The organism is Phocaeicola vulgatus ATCC 8482, assembly GCF_000012825.1.
Taxonomy (GTDB): Bacteria; Bacteroidota; Bacteroidia; order Bacteroidales; family Bacteroidaceae; genus Phocaeicola; species Phocaeicola vulgatus.
Map to the genome: position 1 here is coordinate 878,932 of NC_009614.1, position 20,477 is coordinate 899,408.

Sequence of the window (20,477 nt, forward strand, 5' to 3'; positions counted from 1 at the left end):
TTTTTGTTAGGTTAATAGTTTTTCTCTATTTCTTGTCTTCGTGCGTGAAGGGTACAAACCAAGTCATCAGGAATGCCGGAATGGCAGCCACCAGCACAAAGATGAAAAACAGTTTATAGCCCAGCCAGTCGCTGACATATCCGGACATCATACCGGGCAACATGACACCCAGGTTCATGATACCCGATGCAAAAGCATAATGCGCCATCTGATGAGGGCCGGCAGCCACCTGTTGCATCATGAACAAGGTAAGCCCCACAAAGCCGAAGCCATATCCGAAATATTCCAGCACAATGGCTCCGCCGATAAGAGGCGCACTCTGCGGTTGGAAAATGGCAAGCAGCGTGTAAGCCATAAAAGGCAGATTGAATACACAACACAAGGAGAACAAAGTCTTTTTCAATCCACGTGCGGAAATATAATATCCGCCCAGCAATGAACCGAGTACGAAAGCTGCCGCTCCGAAGGTTCCGTAATAAATGCCAATCTCCTGTTCTGTCAATCCCAAACCGCCCACATCACGACCGGCTTTCAGGAACAAAGGTACAATTTTCATCACAAACCCTTCGGCAAAACGATATAAAATAATAAAGCAGATGTAATAAACGATATGCTTTTTAGTAAAGAAGTTCCGGATGACATTCCATAACTCGGCCATACTCTGCGAAAAAGAGGTGACCGAATGGGCATGCTTGCCCGAAGGCAGCATACGGGTATGATAAAGTCCCAAAGCGAACATCACTCCTCCGAGGACAATCATAATGACCGTCCAGGAATAGAGTACCGCATCTTCGGCAGGACCTTCGTATTCATCTTTCAAGAAACCGGCCAGATAGACCAGCAGACCTGTACCGATAATCTTGGCTACGTTATAAAAAGCACCTTGCCAACCTATATACTTAGCCTGTTCCTGTGCATTCAACTCGTCCATATATACCCCGTCACAGGCCACATCGTGCGTTGCCCCGCTAAAGGCGACAATGGCGAACAAGGCGATAGTGATTGCAAAAAAGGACGGAAGATGAAGCGACAAGGCAATCAACCCGAAAGTGACTCCCGACACCATCTGAGTGAGGACGACAAAGAATTTCTTGGTACGGTACATCTCCAGCAACGGACTCCAAAGGGGTTTCAGTGTCCAGGGAAGCATGATAAGGGAAGTCCAGAAGGCTATCTTCGCATCACTGACTCCCAGACCTTTGTACATCAGTACAGCTACCATATTGAGGACAACAAAAGGGAGCCCCATACCAAAATAAGCGGTGGGAACCCAAAAAATAGGACTACGGCGTTTTTTAGAAACCAAACTATCGGTTGTTTTCATTCATTTCATTTAAAAGGTTCTATAATTCATTTATTTTCAATTCCTGTTTACAGCACGGTCACCTCATCTACAAAGAACCAGGACGGATGCCCCACTCCATAATGCCATGCAGGACATTCTTTGGTTCCGGTAATCTCTACTTTGATATAACGCATAGAAACCGGACGGGGACATTCGCTTCTGACTCCCGTAAACTTCACTTTGCCCGAACGTTCCTCGGGCAGATCGTGAACTTCCCAAAGCGTATACTTCTGTCCGTCCTCCGAATAGGAATACACCACTTTAAGCGGGCACAAAATCCATGCGCCAATTTGGTGCAGGAAGTCGGTCTCCACACTGCTGACCGGTTTCTTGTCTCCCAAATCAATAATGAAAGCGCCATCCTTACCTTCCCAGCCCACCCAGCTTTCCACAAAGGTAGAACCGCCAAATAATCCGTCAGTCAAGGCAGCCGCCATTTCCTTGTATTTGCCCGAAGGCTCGGACAAGAAACGCACCGACGCTCCCAACGCTTTACTTTCTTGCGCAGGAGGCATATAGCGTTTCCTGTATAATTCACAATAATCCACCGGTGAATTGCTCCGCTCATTCAAGGTAGGCACACGGAACTCCCGCACGCGTTGCTCAAATAAAGTAAGTTTACGGTCTATGTCCGCCAAATCCTTCCGGCTCTCGGTACGCGCTATCTCCAACGCCGAATACTGCAAAGGCAAACGGGTACGACGGACACGCTTTAAATAGACGGGCTTATCGGCTACCGCCTTCTCCGCCTCATCGAATAACCGGTCGTAACGCCGCATCAAAGCCGGTTTCAACATCCCATTTTTATGAGATACCGGAGAATCATAAATCCACAAACGCTGTCCGCTTCCTATCAATGCCCCTTCCATCATGCGCATGTAACTGTATAAAAAAGGAGCCGCTTCGCCGTAATACCCTTTCAGGAAACGGTGCGTCAACGAGTCCACATTCACTTCCGGATTCCACATCAGTTTGGAAACCAAGTAAGTACGCAGCTCGGCGAAATCTCCTCCCCTGCTACCCGCGATCTGAGAAAAATGCATTTTTGCATGATGCTGATGAAACAGACGGATATTGTCCTGCAAAATATGAAAATTTGGGAAAGGAGACAAATAATTATCAAAGTTTATTCCATAATCCCAAATAAAAAGTTGATCGGATATGCGCGACCATCCTTCCAGAGCCTTGACAAAATGCCGGCCGGAAGCGTTTTCCGTCAATGAGACTTCGCGGTCACAGTCTATGTCGCAAAGCATGATATATACATTAGACAATGGCTTTACGTGCTTGGGGGGAGTCATGGTATATAAATAAGCCAATGTCGCAAATTCCTTATCCGGGAAGCGGGCGGCCAATTGATTGATAAAATGGATCAAGCTGCCCGACGGCCCCCCTTCTTCTTCGTCCAGTTTGCGGCAATTGTCACAGGCGCAATTCGTATAATTACCGTCATTTTGACTGACGCAGATCATTTTCTTGTCGGGATGGGCCTTAAACAGGGAGTCAATGCGCTGAGAAACAATTTCCAGCACCTCAGGATTAGTCAGGCACCACTGGCTGGCTTTGCCGGGATGACGTTTCCCTTTGAAATAAGAGTAGTATTCGGGATGGGTCTTTCCATAGACGGAAGAAGGCAGCAGCTTGTCGAAGGTATGTACCCAATAACCGGCCGCAAAGACTTCCGCCGGCTCTTCCAGGCGGTTCCACCATTTATAGACCGTATCTGTACGCATGGCATAACACTGGCTTTGCCTGTAACGGAAAGCCGGATAGTCGTACAAGGAGATAGCAGGCAACGCGATGGTACGTAAGGAAGGATAATCAGCTTCTTTTTCTCCCCAATAGTTCACGTCCAGATATTGTTCCAGGAGTGTCACGGCTCCATAAACCGTTCCATTCCCTTCTTTACCCAAAATACGGAGTATCCCCTCTTGCGTAGAAATGAAAAAGCCATCGTGCCGAATAGAGGAGCGGGCGGCTTCCAGTCGCGGATTTCCGTTTACTTGCACATCTCCGATGGCGATATCTCCTTTCCGCGGAGTGCCCTTGGTGACAATCGGCAAGCGGCAGCCACTGATTTTCTGAATGAAGTCTTGTAAAATGGTTGCAGCCGTCCAGTCGGTCGCATTACTTCCATCTATCAGGATAGAGGAGCGGGAGGTTCCGTCTTTTACCAAGACGACTTGAGCGCAAAGGGGAAGTGCCGGACATACCCCCAATAAAAGAATCAGTATGAATCTAAAAGTAAGGTGTTTCATCGTATGTATAGAAAAACATAAAGGAGTGCCGCCCCTGACAGGCAGCACTCTTTTATAGGGTCATTTAAACTTTTTATTGATACAGGTCCAACTCTGCAAACCCTGTAAAATCAGCAGGCGAAACAATATCTATCCGGAACTCTTTTACATTTTCAACAGCCGGAATAAATACAGCATACTGAGGATCGTTTCCTTTGAAACTTCCAAACCGGAATAATCCAGCCTCAGTCCATTCGGTATCTCCTTCTTTTTTCACTTTCACCTTCGCCTCTCTTACATTGTATGAAGAGCCGAAAGTCGTCTGCCTAGTGAGAGAGAATCCGGTCAAGTGGGTCGGAGCAGGCAAAGTGGTCGCCCACCAACACTCACCGGCACTCACTACTCCCCATGTAAACCAAGTAGTAGAGACATCGCCATCAACCGCCAGGCGCCCACCAAACTGCGCCTCATCATACCCATAAGCATAACTAAAACTCACATCCCAGTCAGTACGGTCAAGGGGCTTCCAGGCGGCAGGTTTATTATATCCCGTATTGGTTGTCGAGAAATCCGCAATAAAATAAATCAGATTCCGATCCATGCTGACCGCTCCTTTATCGTCGACCGCTTTCAAGGATACCGGTAAAAGGTATTTATCGATTTTGCTCAGCTTATCCCAATTGCTGAAGGAGATGAAAATCGTATCCGACGAGAAATTATCTCCTTGATTTATTGTTACTTCATTGGTAGAGAATGAATAAGTTCCTTCGGGAAAAGGCAAGTATTTCTTCCCGTACGTTTCATTATACTTCTCTACCAGCTTGCTGTCTTCCTCCACACGCAAGGTGGTATTCCGATCTACCCTCATGGTCGATTTACCAACCACATAAAAGAAAGGCCGACCGGCAACCGAATTATCCACCAACGACACACTAAAGGTGGTGGGATAAGTTGTCGCGGAAGGATCGGTTGATATATAATAAATCTGATCGATAACCACATCCTTATCATCATTGCAAGATGCTAACGTAAATGCTGCGGACATACCAACTGCCATCAGCATTAACTTCCAGTATTTTTTCATAATCATAATCTTTTAATAGGGTGACTATTTGAATTTAATGTCATGTCTCCACTCCAAAGTACCTTTGGCGGTCATATCATAATGATTGGAAGTACAGTCCTTCAAAAGGTTGCCTTCACCTTCATCCAGTCTCCAGTAACCTATCAGGTCAGGGCTGGCGGGATTTACTCCCAAGTACATATTGGCTTTAATCTGAGTCTGGCTGACAGCCTTTTTCCACAAGCGCAACTGTGCCATCATACAGTTGTCTCTAAACCAAGTGCCACTGGTAATGATGTGCATGCCATCAATATTGGCCAGACCACCTTTGGTCTGTAACGTCACATCCTTCTCACCATTAATATAGATGGTAACCAAGCCAGTTGCATCGTAAGTTATCGCCAAATGATACCATTTGTTTTTCTCGAATAAAGTAACCGTATTCACCTGGGAACCCATGGTCTTAATCTGCAACGAGTTGTAAGGAATAGAAGCGTCTCCAAAACGAATATAGATTTCAGTACCATTGCCTCCGGAATTAATAATAGCCTGATTATTAATTTGGAAACCGTCCATCCATACCCAAGTCTCAATAGACCATTCGGGAAGAGAGAGGCCAAACGGCGTACTGGTGCCTGCCACATTCGATGTATTCATGAAAGGCGCCGACTGGATTAACGCTTTGTCCAGCAAAATGATATAATGGTCGGATTCGCCAATGGTAGAAACCGCTCCTTCCGCCACTTTCATACGTACAGGAACAGCATATAACTCACCGTTATCATTAGGAAAGTTTTTAATCGTAAAAGTAGTAGCTTCGGCCACTGTTTCGCCTGCCTTTATTTCAAAGTTCTTGTTATAAGACAAGAATTTTTCCGGCAGCACTTCATAAGTAGTGAAATGCTTCTCATTATATTCCGTCAAGATAGCAGGGTCTATTTCGATAGTACCGGTCACGTTTTCCCCGACAGCCTGTCCCAAACGGGCGGTTATCGAAGTAGTCGTCACCTCTCCATCCACCGTCAGCTTCGTATTGTTGGAGGCAGACAGTGAAGGTTCTTCCAAATAAATAGCGTTGTCTATCACATTATACTCTGCATTATCGCATGCCGTAAGGAATGCCAATGATGCGGTACAAGCTATAATATAGTATCTTAGTTTTTTCATAATGCACATTCGTTTAATTATTTTTTTACAGCTGGATTCATGATACCAATTGCCTCACGCAAATATTTATAGTCCACAGGAGTCGTAGGATAGTCATACTCCATGTGATAAGTTCCGACGCCGCCCTTGCGAACCGGCTTGTCATTTACCATCGGGCTCCAACGGGCCATACCTGCCAAAGACTTCATCACATTGCCATAACGGTCTTTATAATGCTCATAACCACCGGTCTGAGCTAAAGATTCGAAATTTTCGGTTACTATATACATCTTGGCAACTTGCTCAGGCGTTAACACCCCGTCAAAATTGCGGATGGTACTATTCAAGCGGCTGTCCAAATCGGCGTCTCCCGTGCTGTTATAAGCCTGAACAATGAAATAGTCAAAATAAGGACCGCTTTCCGATACGATACTTTGAGGCTCTCCGTCGATGACCAATAAGCGTCCTGTACCCGACTTGGGGCCGATGCGTTGTCCCAGCGTCTTGATAAAGTGCAACATATAAGCGTCATTTCCCGACAATGGACCACGATGACCATAGTTAGGTTCATAGTCTATGTCAAACCCGTCATAATCATATTTGTCAATGGTATCACAAATGGCATTGGCATATTTCTCAATAGCGGCCAAGTTGGCGGGATTATCGGGAGCCGCACTTGAACTGTCCCATCCCCAATACTCCTCGGCGGTCTGACCTTGAGGAGTCAGCTGGTCTCCGATATTCTGAATAATGAAACACACCAAAGCACGGGTACCTTTCAATTCCTTCACCTTTCTTTTATCAGCCATGCGGGCCTCATCCAAATTACGCCAGTTTCCCCAAATAGAAACAAAGTCCACACTATCGGGCAATCCCATCATGCTATTCACCATCGAAGCGCCCAGTCCGGTCCAATTGCCAAACCAGCCAAAAGCTACCTGATGGTCAGTCTGCTTATAGTTACGCAAGTTGGCATAGTAGTCCGCTCCGGGATATTCAAAATAATCCTCACTTTCCGTTTCTGTCCAGTCACTGCATCCCCAGAATGTACTAAAAAGCAGACTGAGCAATACGGCATATATATAGTTTGTTTTCATAGGTTTATCACTTATTTTAAGTATTTATACATCAATTCTTCTTCGCCCACCATAAATCAGTGGCACCTGTATCACTGCCTCCCAACATAGAAACGGCAGCTTTCACATTTTCCGAATTCGCCTGTTTTTCCTTCAGCGGGAAAGGCAGACGTCGCTGCTGCCTGCTGGTAGAAATCACTCCGTTGCTTAAATTATCGACTACGGGGAATATTTCAGGATATCCGGTACGTCTGTAGTCAGACCAAGCCTCAAAGCCTAACGGGAAATTAGCGATCCATTTCTGAGTGATGATGCGTTCCAGCTTCTCTTCGAATGGCGCACTTTCCTCCCAAGCTACGGTAATCTCTGTTTGAACTTGATAGCTTAGTCTAGAAGACTCTACGGGTGAAGTATAGTCTTCAGGTGTAGAAGTATTGTCCGACAAGTATTTACCTACGCCCGACACACCCCGTTCCGTAAAGGACAAAGTGACGCCTTGTTCGTAAAGTTCCTGCGCCGTTCCACCCATGTTCCATCCTCTTAATGCACCTTCCGCACGTAAGAAAGCGGTTTCCGAACTAAAGAACATCGGCATACTTTCACCCTGGGAAAAATTAGGCTTTGAGAAAGGAGCGCCTATAGCACTGGTCATTCCCTTGACACCTGAACGGAGTCCTACAAACGTGGCTTCTCCATCGATAGTAGCCGGTGTAAAATAAGCTGCCATACGCGGGTCGTTATAGCCATTCATATAACTGGTCAGTGTAGCGTTCGCCCTGATTTCCCCCCAGCTATTGGCAACCAGCCAGAACGGATTAGGCTCGACTCCTACGGCAACCATCGCGTTGTATTCGGGAGAGTCAATCAAGCCTCCAGCGTCACTCACGGCTTCTTCCGCCATTTTGCGTGCCAATGCTTCGTCCGCATTCACGATACGAAGAGCCAGACGGAGTTTCAAGGAGTTGGCAAAGCGAAGCCATTTAGCATAATCTCCGCCATACACCACATCATTGGCACCCAAAGGTTTCAAACTAGATTCCGACAAATAATCTCTTAATGCGGCAATGGCAAAATTCAAGTCATCGAACATATTTTGGTACAACTCCGGTTCACAGTCATAAGGAACCTGAGAGTTCTCCTGTGTCATCTTACTGAAAGGAATCGGTCCGTAGCACAAAGCCACGCGCTGCATCGCATTGACACGAAGCAACTTAGCCATTGCAAAATAATGTCCCTTCCCACCTGTCGCATCCAACACCTTATAGTAGTTGGGATAGAATTTTTCAAACGGTGTGTTGAAAGGAATTTGATTCCACCCGTCTGTCTGGTTATAAGTATTAAAGTTAGACCCTCCCCACGAAGTGGACATCGTCAGATAACCACCATAAGGGCCGGCCACCATCTGGTCTATCATCTGGTTGTCGTTTTGCTGCACATTGATGCCTGTCGTTATCATTTGTGTAAACAACAAAGGAGGATCCAATTTATGCGGTTCATAAGGATTGGTATTATACTCTTCAAAATTGCCTATACATCCTGTAAATACAGGAAGCAGCGCTGTAGCCAAAGCAATATGTAACAATTTCTTTTTCATAATTCAGGAGTTTTTAGAATTGGAACTTAACGTTAAAACCAAGGTTACGAGTACTTGGTGTCATAAAATAGTCAACTCCTTGATAGAAGTTACTAGAAGTAGAGGCTGTTAATTCCGGATCAAACGGAGCTTTACAATATATCATCCAAAGATTTTTTGCCACAAAACCGGCGGTAATACCGACTTTGTTATTGAACCATTTTTTAGGGAAAGCGTAGCTGAAGCTTAGTTCAGACAAACGGACATTGGTCGCGCTATACGTGTAGTACTGACCCAGACCTCCATTAGATCCACCAATCGTCTGATAATACTCCTTAGCATCCACATAGCCGTTATTAATCCATACGCCACCGGCATCCCGAGCATCCGCAGAAGCCTTTGAAACACCATAGTAATCGAGCACTCCCTGTGTATTCGACACTACCAAACCACCTAGGCGCGCTGTCAGCATCATTCCTAAATTGAAACCTTTATAAGAAAAGCTATTATACCATCCCATATTGGCTTTAGGAGCCATATCACCAATCTTCTTGGGGCTGTCATAAGTCGTCACAGCCAACTTGCCCGACTGAGAGTCAACCCATATAGATCCGTTGCCATCTCTCTTCAGTTCCTTTTCCACATAGAGGTCACTCATGCTTCCTCCTTTACGCAAAATGACACGCGGTCCGTACCCGTCGGCACCCAAAGTGGCGACACGCAATTCAGGCATTTCAATGACCTCACCTGTATTCTGATTTATTTCACCATCGGCCAAACTAATAACCTTGCTGCGGTTCAATGTGAATGTATAGGTGCTATTCCATGTAAAATCACCCCATTGATGACCATATCCTAAAGCCATTTCGATACCATGATTTTCAATATTACCAGTCTGAACATAACTTTTAGAGAAACCGCTTGATGAAGGTTCATCTACAGAGAAGGTCTGATTATACGTATTAGAATGGTAATAAGTGAAATCCAGACTCAAGTCACGCCAGAATTTCAAATTCAACCCGATTTCCCACGAACGGGTATCTTCCGGCTTCAAATTCTTTGCCGGACGCGTAGTTGAAGTGGCCCATTGATGAGATTGTTCATTAAAGGCAAATCCCGGATTAGACAGATAACGCTCAAAAGAAGAAGCTACCTTACTGTAAGAACCTCGCACCTTCGCATAAGACATAAATTCGGGTAATTTAAACATTTCGGATAAAACGACAGACAAGCCGACCGAAGGATAGAAGAAGGAAGGAGTATCTGTATAAGCCAACATGGATTCCCAGTCGTTACGGCCTGTCAAGGTCAAATACACCTGGCTTTTCCAACCGACCTCCAGATTGGCGAAAATGCTCTGAGACTGGTCATGGTAACCAAACTGCTTCGGCTTGAAATTAGAAGAATAGTTCAAGTTACGAACCGTAAAGAAGTTAGGAATACCGGCCAAATCGCCTTCTCCTCCCATCTGTTCATAGACCAAATCCTTAATAGAGGCACCTATATTGGCATTAATAGAGAAATCCTTGATGCGCTTGTCGATATTCACCATCACATCCGCATAGATATTGCGATCCGTACGTGTCATATCAGAGTAAAATCCATTAGCGCCGGCAAAAGTCCCCAAAGTAGAGGCATAGCGCTTTTGCTGCATACGATAATCCGAGTTGTCAACCTTAACACGACCGACTACATTCACCCAATCGGCAATCTTATAAGTTAAGCCTCCACTAATCATATAACGATTCTTTTTCGTAGTCCGATTCATGCGATTGGCAATCCAGTAAGGATTCTGAAGACTCATTCCCTGAGCATCGTACGGCCAATATTGCACCATCAGGTCACGCCCTACGCTGTAACGCTCATACAGCTGGATTTCATCAAAATTATCATTACGGGGGAATAAGTACAATGCCGGTATCGGATTGAAATATTCACCCTGAGACGTCATATTCTTGTCGTTTTGAATGATATAATTGGCACTTAAGTCAAGGGTCAACTTATCATTTAGGAAATTAGCCGTATTACGGATGGAAAAATTATAACGGCTATATGAATTATTGGGAATAATACCTGTTGAATGAGTTGTTGACGCAGAAGCATACGTCTGATTTTTCTTTGTTCCTGTTGAGAATGAAATCGTATTGATGACATTCGAACCCGTATTGAAGAACTTCTTAGGATCATAACGCTTGGTTGTTGTTCCGCCCCAGCTTTCAAACGCACCTTCCATATTTCCGTATCTGTTCTGCATTTCAGGCATCATATATACATCTGAAAAGGTTGTATTGTTAGTAACGGTAAGCGATGTACGCTCTACATTGCCTTTCTTTGTATTAATCAAGACTACCCCGTTGGCAGCAGCATTACCATAAAGAGCTGCCGCAGAAGGTCCGGTCAGCATATTGATGCTCTCAATATCGTCCGGGTTTAAATCGGCAACCCCGTCCGAGCCGGCCTGAGTAGAATAGCGGCTATCGCTGGCTCCTCCCGCATTTGCATTAAACATGGGGATACCGTCAATTACATACAATGCGTTGTTATCCTTGGTAATAGACTTGGATCCGCGCATAATAACACGGGCGGCACCACCGGCACCGGTTGATGAGCTGTTAATCGTCACACCGGCAACTTTACCTACCAAAGCGCTCATAAAGTTAGCTTCCTTCACCGTATTGAACGCGTCATTTTTCACTTGCTGCACATTATAGCTCAATGCTTTCTGCTCGCGCTTGATACCCAATGCGGTGACTACCACTTCATCCAGCACTTTGGTATCTTCTTTCAAAACGATTTTTAAAGGTTGATTATTGGTTATCGTAACGGATTGCGTAGCATAACCGATATAGGATATTTCCAATATGTCACCTTTCTGAGCCGACAATGAGAAATTTCCATCAAAATCCGTGATGGTTCCATTAGTCGTACCTTTTACCAATACGCTTACTCCAATCAATGGCTCGCCTGCCGCATCAGTAACATTACCTTTGATGGTCACACTCTGTTGAAGAGACTTATTTAGAAGAAGATTTTCAGAATCAGCGACATGACTCTTCTCTCCTGCAAATGAATGGCAAGGGATAGCCAACAAAAGAAGTAGCATGTACTGAAACTTGTGTTTCATGATCTTTTTCATTTTGTTCTGTTTTAGGGTTAAATATAAATTCAGGTTAATCAAATCGAATATTGGCAGATATGACTGCCGAAGCATATACAGAATACGCTTTTATTAGGTTACACTTCATTCTTCATATTTACTATTGTTTTAAGGTTAACTTTCTATTTTCACGTATGCCTTCCACACATCAGGCATAGGTTTAATGGTGCAAATATATATATATTTAAATATATCCCGACTGTTTTTACAAAAAAAAGTATTAGTTCTAATCATATATTAAATCTAAGCCACTACAGCACAATGGATTTTCACAAAAAAACAAATACACCCACTCGTTTATTAAAATAGCAACAAGCAGATGGGGAGTTAATAAGAGAAACCATTATAACTAATCAACTGGAAACCTCAAGCTATGCATATACTCCTTGAGGAGAAAAAGAGTGAATTTCGAAGAAAGTATTGGCACATTCGTATGGCACAGAATTACATTACTGACACACCGGTTTTATGCGTACGTATGCGTGAGCCTACACATACATAAACGTAAGCCTACACTGACGTACGTGCAGGGCTGTACATACGTCAGTGTAGGCTTACGCATACGGCAGCAAAATCACTACTCTAACACCAGCATGAAGCTCACCGCCTGCCCGCCGCCTTTTGCCATGCCTACAGACAAGGTGTCGGCTGCCGTCACTTCTTTCTCACTGATCTGATACGAAGTAGGATTCGTTTTCCAGTCGGCATCTTCTCCATCAGCATAAATCACGGCATGGTATTTTTTATCTTTCTCCAGGAAATCCAATGGAATGGTGAGTGTACGCGACTCTTCATTCGTAGTGGCTCCCAGGAAATATTTATCTTTCGCTTTCCGCACCACAGCTACAAACTCTCCCGGTTCGCCCTGCAAGGCTTCGGACCAGTCACAGTCCGCATCAAAATCCCGGAAGAACTGGAAGGCAGGATGCCCTTCATAGTTCTCAATCATATCCGAGGCCATCTGCAACGGAGAATAAATGACAACCCAATTGGCTATCTGCTTTGCCAAGGTGGTATTCACACGGCTGTTTCCTTTATCCAAGTCATTCCACTTCTTGCGGCGTGGGGAATTGCGTGTCTTTTCATAAAGAATATCAAAAGTACCCGGTGTATAATCCATCGGACCGCCCAGCAAGCGGGTAAACGGCAATAACTCATGATGCTCGGGGGGATTACCTTCACTCCATCCGTTCCACTCCATGCCGCGGGCGCCTTCGCGCGTCATCATATTGGGGTAAGTACGACGAATTCCTGTATCTTTGATAGGTTCGTGGGCATTAACGGTTGTATGATAACCGGCGGCAGTCTGCACCACCTTGCGGTAATGGCGTACATTGAACTGTCCATGATGGCTGTGACCGCCCGGCAGTCCTCCGGCATAACCGGTCTTCACGCTGTGCACTCCCAGGTCTGCATACCATTTGTAAGCATTGTCCAGCTGGCGTTCGTAATTAAAGATATTGCCACCCGTTTCGTGGTGACCGATTATTTCAATCCCTTTCTCCTTGGCATAACGTGCCACCTCTGCCATATCGAAATCGGCATAAGGCTTGGTATAGTCAAAAGTCTGCATACCGCCCCAACTTTCCCAGCCTTCATTCCAGCCCTCGAACATCACCGCTTCTATGTTATTGGCAGCAGCAAAATCTATATATCGTTTGGCATTAGCGGTGGTAGCGCCGTGGCGTTCATCCATCGTCCACGTTTCAACCCCCAGATGCATTCCCCACCAGATACCTACGTATTTCATAGGACGTATCCAGCTCAAATCACCCTCCAGCGCACAAGGTTCATTCAGATTCAGTATCAGGCCGGAGTTTATCAGACCTACCGCTTTGGGAGCTATCTGGATACTGCGCCACGGAGTAACGAAAGTTCCTCCGGCAAAACGGGCTTTTACCCCATCGGGCCAGGAGGCCAGTTCCGATTTGAAGTGACAACCTTCGGTATGCTTCAAAGTCATTTCGGGGAAATCGGTCAAAGCCGCTTCGTGAATACTGGCATATACCCCGTTATCTGTTTTGAAAGTCATCGGGGTGTTGGCATTATCCACCTTGCTGACGGGCAGGGTACGATACAGCAACTCGTAGGTTTCAAAACTGGCGGGAATAGACCATGACTTGCCATCCTGCGCCAGATTGAATGAAGTGAGCTCGTCCATCACGAACACACTGTCCACTTGGGGTACTTGATATTCATAACGAAAGCCCAGACCGTCGTCGAACACGCGGAAACGGAGGGTCAGCCGTGTATTCGCCGGATCTTTCAGGCGCACAGCCATCTCGTTATAATGGTTCCGGATAGATTTATTCTCCCCCCAAGGCTGGGTCCAGGTTTCATCCTTTGTGGTAAACTCAGTATTTTCTATCTGAAAATCTTTGGAGAGATTGAGCCCGTCACGGCCTTCAAAGCCCATAACAGAAGGAGTGATGAACGGTTTTCCTCCTACAGAAACTCCATAGGTCATCGCTCCTGCCTCATTCAGGTTGAATACTAATTTTATATTGCCATCCGGCGATGTTAATTCCGTGGGCCGGGAACATCCGCAAAACACAACTAACAAAAATAATACATAGTAACTGTATGTCTTCATACTATTAAATTGGATTAATGATACAAATATAGAACAATTAAGTAAGGTATCACACTTATCGAAGGAGGAAAATTATTTTAAATGGGAGAAGATTACATATAATGAGAAGTATCAACAGAATAAAATAACAAACGCCGATAAAGCCCTTTTAAAGACTCTACCGGCGTAAGTTCACCTATTTAAAAAATCAGAATTCCAAGTCAGCCAACTGAGGATTATGGTCGGAAAGTAAAGCTTCCGGTACTTCAGCCGGTATTTCACAACTCTTCACCAGAACTTGCGGAGTGACAAAGATGAAATCAATCTTTTCACAATCCTCGGCCGGGATACGGGCAAAATCATGAAAAGTATAATCAACGCCGGTCACACGGGCAGCCGTCTTATAAGCATCCTTCATCACAAACTCGTTGGTGGTGATTGTTTCGTATGCATCGCTCGCATCGGTCACATTAAAGTCGCCCGTAACCACTGCGGGACGTTCGCCTACGATCTCTTTTATCTTACGGATAATGAGCAATGCGCTTTGACGGCGGGCCTCTTCACCCACATGGTCAAAATGAGTATTGACAGCCATGAATATCTTTCCGGTAGCCTTGTCCTTAAATTTTGCCCAAGTGGCGATACGGACACAAACCGCATCCCATCCCATCATTCCTACGCTATCGGGATTTTCGGCCAACCAGAAAGTATTGGAGTCCAACACCTCATATTTGTCCTTACGATAGAAAAGCGGCGCATATTCACCTGCTGTCTTCCCGTCATCACGTCCCACACCGATACCATCGTATTCGGGCAAGCCTGCGCGAAGATCCTGAAACTGGTTATGCAAGACTTCCTGCATACCGACAATATCCAGCTCATGGTCCTTAATAAACTGGCACACACGGTCTTTCCGATATTGCCAATTGTTCAAACTGTCCTGCGGATTGTCGTAACGGATATTAAAAGTAGCCCAACGAACGTCGGTCTTCTTCTCTTCCGCACAGCCGCCCAATAACAGGACGGCTGCCAATAAAAATAGAATTTGCTTCATTTTGTTTCTTTTTATGTTCCCTAGGATACAAAGATAGCAATTTCTAGCGGAAATTATTCGGAGTATGCCACTGACCTCTATCATTCATCGTATCGGCCACATCCCACCATACACGGCTACCCTGATTCACATTGCCCGGTTTATTGGGGTTACGGGACTCGCTGTTAGGATAGTTGATGCGTTTGATAAGCTTGCCGGACGCCACTTCTCCATTGGAATTGTTTCCATTGACCGGAGCCAGCAGATAACGCGGATAGTCGGTACGGCGCACTTCCGCCCATCCCTCATTTCCATTCGGGAAAACGGCAATCCACTTCTGAGTAATAATCTGTTCCAACTGTTCTTCCTTGCTACCACCGGTAAATGCTTTTACGCCATCCAGATGACTGATGTATTCATTGGCCTTGTCCGCATCAATTTCATAATAATCCATAGATGCCTTGATACCTTTCAAATAAAGGGCTTCGGCTGTTTCATCCACCAATGACGGCCAGCGCAATGCCGCTTCCGCTTTCAGGAACAAGCTTTCAGCATAACCCATCCAGACAATTTCACGAGCCAGATTCCACCAATAATCCTTGTTCATGGCATCAGATGACAGAATACAGCGGTTGGCAGAATATCTGTTCAGATAAGAACCGCCTACATTGGTTTCTCCATTCATCACTCCGTTGAAATCTCTCTTCAGATTCTCTGTAGGAAGCGGACTGGTAGTCAACGAATCAAACGGAGTAGGACGGAACCATAAAACTTCACAACGAGGGTCGAGATAACAGTTCTCAGAACTCTCATTGAAAGTAACGGCATCGGCTGCCGCACCTTCTTTCAAAGCCTGATTCTTATAAGCCCGTTCCATTTCTTTCGACAATACAGCATTGCCGGTCCAACTGAACAACAACGCGTAGATATTTTCATTACCGCCGGCGATATACTGACGTTTCGGAGTCTGCTTCATATTGTCATCCTGACTTTGCATCAAACCGGCAGGGTCTGTCAAAGCCGCCTTTGCCTGAGTCTGGGCCAAAGCCGGGTCTACATTGGATACACGCAAAGCAAGGCGCAAACGCAGTGTATTGGCAAAACGACGCCATTTGTCCACATCACCCCCATAACATTTGTCATTGTCACCTAAATCATACTGACTGACAGCAGGAAGATTTTCCTGATGCAACTCTGTTATTGCCTGATCCAACAGCTGGAAAAGGATATTATAAACTTCCTTTTGAGGTGTATAGGTCACATTTTCTTCCGGTGGCATGGCTCCCTTCACATAGTAGGCTACAGGAATATCTCCGTAAGTGTCCGTCTGCATGGACAACAAGAAAGCATAATAAATACGGGTGATATAGAATGCCGTATGGTAATAATCCTTATTGCAGAAATAGAATGTCTTGACCAATTGGCTGTATTCCGAAGTGCTGCGGTCATCATAGAAATGCTTCCAGCGGCTGGCCGACCATCCATCCGTATAAGAATAGGTAGGTGCCTGATTCACAAAGCCGCTGACATTGTTTCCCCAATAACCGGCATAGATATCATGAGTCAGATTGGTTGTTGTCTGATAATCATTGTAAGGACCTTCGTAGGTGAAATTGGCAAAAATACTTCCGATAGCACCTTCCATCCCTTTCAAACTTGCCATGGCATGTTCCGTCAAAGTATAATCAATATCTATACCGTCGGCCGATACATTCTCCACAGTCGGGTCGTAAATCGGTGCGTAAGGATTTGTATTCAATTCCTCAAAATCATGGCATCCGGCCAAAGCCAGCAACGAACATAAGGCTACGGATTTATATAATTTGATTTTCATAATCAGTTTTTCCTTTTAATTAATTAGAAACCTAAGTTGATAGAAATACCGAAAGTACGTGTAAACGGCAACGATGCATAGTCAATGGCTTGTGAGAACATCGTAGTGTCATAGCCACCTTCGGGGCTTGTACCCGGTGTGTGCTTCATCAGATAGCACAAGTTACGTGCAACAAATGAAACATTCAGCGAGTTGACAGGAGTCTTCTTCAGCATAGATGAGGGGAATGAATAGCCGATTGACAATTCTTTCAGCTTAATGAAAGAAGCATCGTAGATGAAATCCTCAGCCTGCAATGCACCATAGTATTCTGAAGCGGACACCTGTTTTGTATTCACCTCGCCTGACTCTGTCACACCGGGGAATACCATCATATAGTTGTTTTCCTCACCACGGTTCAAGGTACGTTTAGCCAAACCGTTTCCGGTAGCCAGCATCTCGGAATAAGAGAAGATATCACCACCGAATTTCATATCAAACAGTGCGGACAGTGTAATCCCCTTATAAGTAAAGGTAGGAGATACAGACATGGTCAGCTTTGGCTGGATATTACCGATAGGTTTGTTCACATATTCGGACTCATTGGTCACAGTCATGGGCAACCCATTTTCATTTACGATAATATCACCGTTTTCATTGCGCTTATAAAGCGATGTAGCATAAATCTCGCCTAATTTGTGTCCGGCGCGTGTACCTACTTTTACAGGGAAGTTTCCGTCACCGTTAAAGAACATATAGTTCACATTTTCTTCCGGAGCCAGTTCTTTCACCTTCGATACGTTGTGAGCCATATTCACATTCAAGTCAAAAGCAAAATCCTTTGTTTCTACCAGAGTGGAATACAACATCAGTTCCACGCCTTGATTGGTTACCATACCTGCATTTACCCATTGTCCGCCACTCCAGGGAGCTGCTGCGGGTACTTTCATAATCTGGTTCTTTGTCTTGCTGTAATAATAAGTAAAATCAAATCCCAGGCGATTGTTCAAGAACTTCATATCCAGACCCGCTTCGTAAGAAGTCGCGATTTCAGGCTTCAACTGGTCGTTCATCTTCACATTGTCTTTGGTCGGGGTCAATACACCATTATCGAATTTGAAAGAGTAGGTATTGTATAACTGATAAGGGCTTGTATCCTTACCTACCTGTGCGGCAGACAGACGTGCCTTGGCAAATGTCACCCAGCTTGGCAACGGTTTGTCGATAGAGCGCAAGAAGTCCGACACTACGAAACTGAGGTTGGCAGACGGATAGAAGAAAGAATTGTTACCTGACGGAAGAGTGGATGACCAGTCGTTACGGGCTGTCAAATCCAAAGACAGATATTCCTTCCACGCCATCTGTACAGAGCCGAACACCGAGTTCATGGCACGCTTGTAGCCATCCTCACTACCGGTTCTCAACAAATTGGCCGCATTCAGCATCCAGTTACCTTTGTCCACCATATTACCTACGCCCACGCCCAAAGTTTCCGAACGCTGGTACATAAAGTTACCACCGACATTGAAGCCCAGACGGAAGTTATCAGTCAACTGACGGTCACCCATCAAAATGACTTCAGCATTTGACTCGAAGAAGTTTTCTTCACTACGGTCCATTGAATCATTCGTAATCATGGAAGTATTGGCTTCTCCATTGATACCATCCCCCGCATTGGTGCTTTGCACTCTGGTACGGTAGTAGTCAAAAGCGTATTTGGCAGATAGATGCAGCCAATCAGTGAAATTGATTTTCATGCTATAATATCCGAAAGCACGCCAACGTTCATCCGAATTCTGACGCTGATGCAATACATAATAAGGATTACGGATACTGGCAGTAGGCCCTGTCCAATTCACATGCGCATGAGTTTCATCAGAATATTGTTTCAAGTCATCCAGACGGACGTTGTTAGGGATTCTCATCAACTGGGAAATAGCACCGTAATCTCCATACAGTGGACGGTTATCGGCTTTTGTACGTGAAAGAGAAATTTTTCCGTCCATAGACACCCATTTGTTCAATTCCGTTCCTGCATTCAGATCGGCATTCACACGGCTCAAACTTTCAGTGGGGAATACACCGTCATTGTCGGAGTATCCGAAAGAAGTACGGAAATGTGATTTCTCTGTACCGTTGCTGATAGATACGTTATGCGTATGTGAAAAACCGGTATCAAAATAATCTTTCAACTTATCCCCATAGTTAGAGTAAGCGTACGTTTCTCCGTTCCAAGCCTCTTTCATGCTTCCATCCAATACCGGGCCCCAGCTTCCGCTATCCGTTTTGTCATACACCGCAGTCTTGGCATCTTTTGTATCAATATGTCCTTGTCCGTAACGGCGTTGCATATCCAATGTCTCGCCGATAGCTGTCCAAGTGAAATTACCACTATAACGGATTCCGAAACCATCCTTCTTACTGCCTTTCTTTGTCGTAATCAAGATAACGCCATTACCTGCACGTGAACCGTAAAGAGCAGCCGCATTCGGACCCTTCAAAACAGAAATACTCTCGATATCATCCGGATTAATGTCCATGGAAGCGCTACCACGGTCCACACCATCATAGCGGGATGCGCTTGAAGTGCTAGTGTCGCTGAAAGGAACGCCATCCACAATCCACAACGGCTGGTTGTTATCGGTAAGAGAAGAGTTACCACGAATGGTGATTTTCGTAGAACCACCTAAACCGGTAGCCGAGGTATTCATCTGAAGACCTGCCACCTTGCCCTGCAAGGCACTGGTTACCGAGGGGTCACCTGTCTTGTTCAGTTCATCACTCTTCAGTTCCTGAACCGCATAACCCAACATTTTCTTCTCACGTTTGATCCCCAAAGCGGTTACCACCACTTCGCCAATCTGCTGTGTATCTTCCTGCATGGTTACATTCAGTACATCCTTGCCATCGGGCTTCAATGTTTCCGAACGGTAACCAATGTATGAGAACACAATCTCACCATTTCCGGGAACGGACAAAGAATAGTTACCTTCAAAGTCTGTAATCGTACCGGCTGTGGGATTTCCTTTCACTTGTACGTTTACACCAATCAAGGCTTCGCCTGTCGCATCAACCACTGTTCCGGTCACTGTATGTTCCTGTCCTGTCTGTTGAGGTGTCTGAGGCTCTCCGGATGCTGAAAGATAGACAATGTTATCCTCTATCTTATACGTAATTCCTTTGCCTTGCAAAGCCGCATCAAGTACAGACTGTAATGAACCGTTCTTCACATCAATGGCATTCACCGGCATTTCAGCCAGCTTGTCATCATAGAAAAACTGATAGTTAGACTGTGATTTAATGTTCTTGATCACTGCTCCAAGCGTTGTCTTGGGAGTTGAAAGAACGATTTGCGCGCGGGTCCATTGTATGGGTGCAGCCACAAACAAAAGAATCAAAAGCGCCCTGAGTAATTTGGGCTTTCTCATTAATTGATTGCCTTTCATAATTTATAAATTCGTT

The 20,477-nt window shown here is 45.1% G+C and carries 11 protein-coding genes; all 11 read right to left on the reverse strand.

The features are described 5' to 3' along the window. Positions 1–25 precede the first annotated feature (25 nt). Entirely contained in the window at positions 26–1,324 is a 1,299-nt protein-coding gene (locus BVU_RS03110) for an MFS transporter (protein ID WP_011964827.1), read from the reverse strand. Between the two features lie 47 nt (positions 1,325–1,371). After that, on the reverse strand, positions 1,372–3,603 hold the full coding sequence (locus BVU_RS03115) for a DUF4838 domain-containing protein (RefSeq protein ID WP_011964828.1): 2,232 nt from the start codon (positions 3,601–3,603) through the stop codon (positions 1,372–1,374). A 73-nt stretch (positions 3,604–3,676) separates the two neighbouring features. Further along, on the reverse strand, positions 3,677–4,666 hold the full coding sequence (locus BVU_RS03120) for a BT_3987 domain-containing protein (RefSeq protein ID WP_158303732.1): 990 nt from the start codon (positions 4,664–4,666) through the stop codon (positions 3,677–3,679). 24 nt (positions 4,667–4,690) lie between these two features. Beyond that, on the reverse strand, positions 4,691–5,812 hold the full coding sequence (locus BVU_RS03125) for a DUF1735 and LamG domain-containing protein (protein WP_011964830.1): 1,122 nt from the start codon (positions 5,810–5,812) through the stop codon (positions 4,691–4,693). Positions 5,813–5,829: 17 nt separating this feature from the next. Then, positions 5,830–6,888 carry a glycoside hydrolase family 18 gene (locus BVU_RS03130; protein WP_011964831.1) on the reverse strand — a complete coding sequence of 353 codons (1,059 nt, stop codon included), beginning with the start codon at positions 6,886–6,888 and terminating at the stop codon, positions 5,830–5,832. Between the two features lie 31 nt (positions 6,889–6,919). Continuing rightward, a complete protein-coding gene (locus BVU_RS03135) occupies positions 6,920–8,461 on the reverse strand; it encodes a SusD/RagB family nutrient-binding outer membrane lipoprotein (protein ID WP_011964832.1) in 1,542 nt (513 codons plus the stop codon). 13 nt (positions 8,462–8,474) lie between these two features. Continuing rightward, complete coding sequence (locus BVU_RS03140; RefSeq protein ID WP_011964833.1) at positions 8,475–11,576, reverse strand: SusC/RagA family TonB-linked outer membrane protein; 3,102 nt, start codon at positions 11,574–11,576, stop codon at positions 8,475–8,477. 598 nt (positions 11,577–12,174) lie between these two features. Next, positions 12,175–14,190 (reverse strand): glycoside hydrolase family 97 protein, encoded by a 2,016-nt coding sequence (locus BVU_RS03145; protein ID WP_011964834.1) that lies wholly within the window; start codon positions 14,188–14,190, stop codon positions 12,175–12,177. A 187-nt stretch (positions 14,191–14,377) separates the two neighbouring features. Further along, the gene (locus BVU_RS03150; RefSeq protein ID WP_005840982.1) at positions 14,378–15,223 is read right to left on the reverse strand and encodes an endonuclease/exonuclease/phosphatase family protein; all 846 of its coding nucleotides are present in this window, start codon (positions 15,221–15,223) and stop codon (positions 14,378–14,380) included. A 43-nt stretch (positions 15,224–15,266) separates the two neighbouring features. Beyond that, positions 15,267–17,036 carry a SusD/RagB family nutrient-binding outer membrane lipoprotein gene (locus BVU_RS03155; RefSeq protein WP_011964835.1) on the reverse strand — a complete coding sequence of 590 codons (1,770 nt, stop codon included), beginning with the start codon at positions 17,034–17,036 and terminating at the stop codon, positions 15,267–15,269. 23 nt (positions 17,037–17,059) lie between these two features. Beyond that, complete coding sequence (locus BVU_RS03160) at positions 17,060–20,461, reverse strand: SusC/RagA family TonB-linked outer membrane protein (RefSeq protein WP_011964836.1); 3,402 nt, start codon at positions 20,459–20,461, stop codon at positions 17,060–17,062. Positions 20,462–20,477 lie beyond the last annotated feature (16 nt).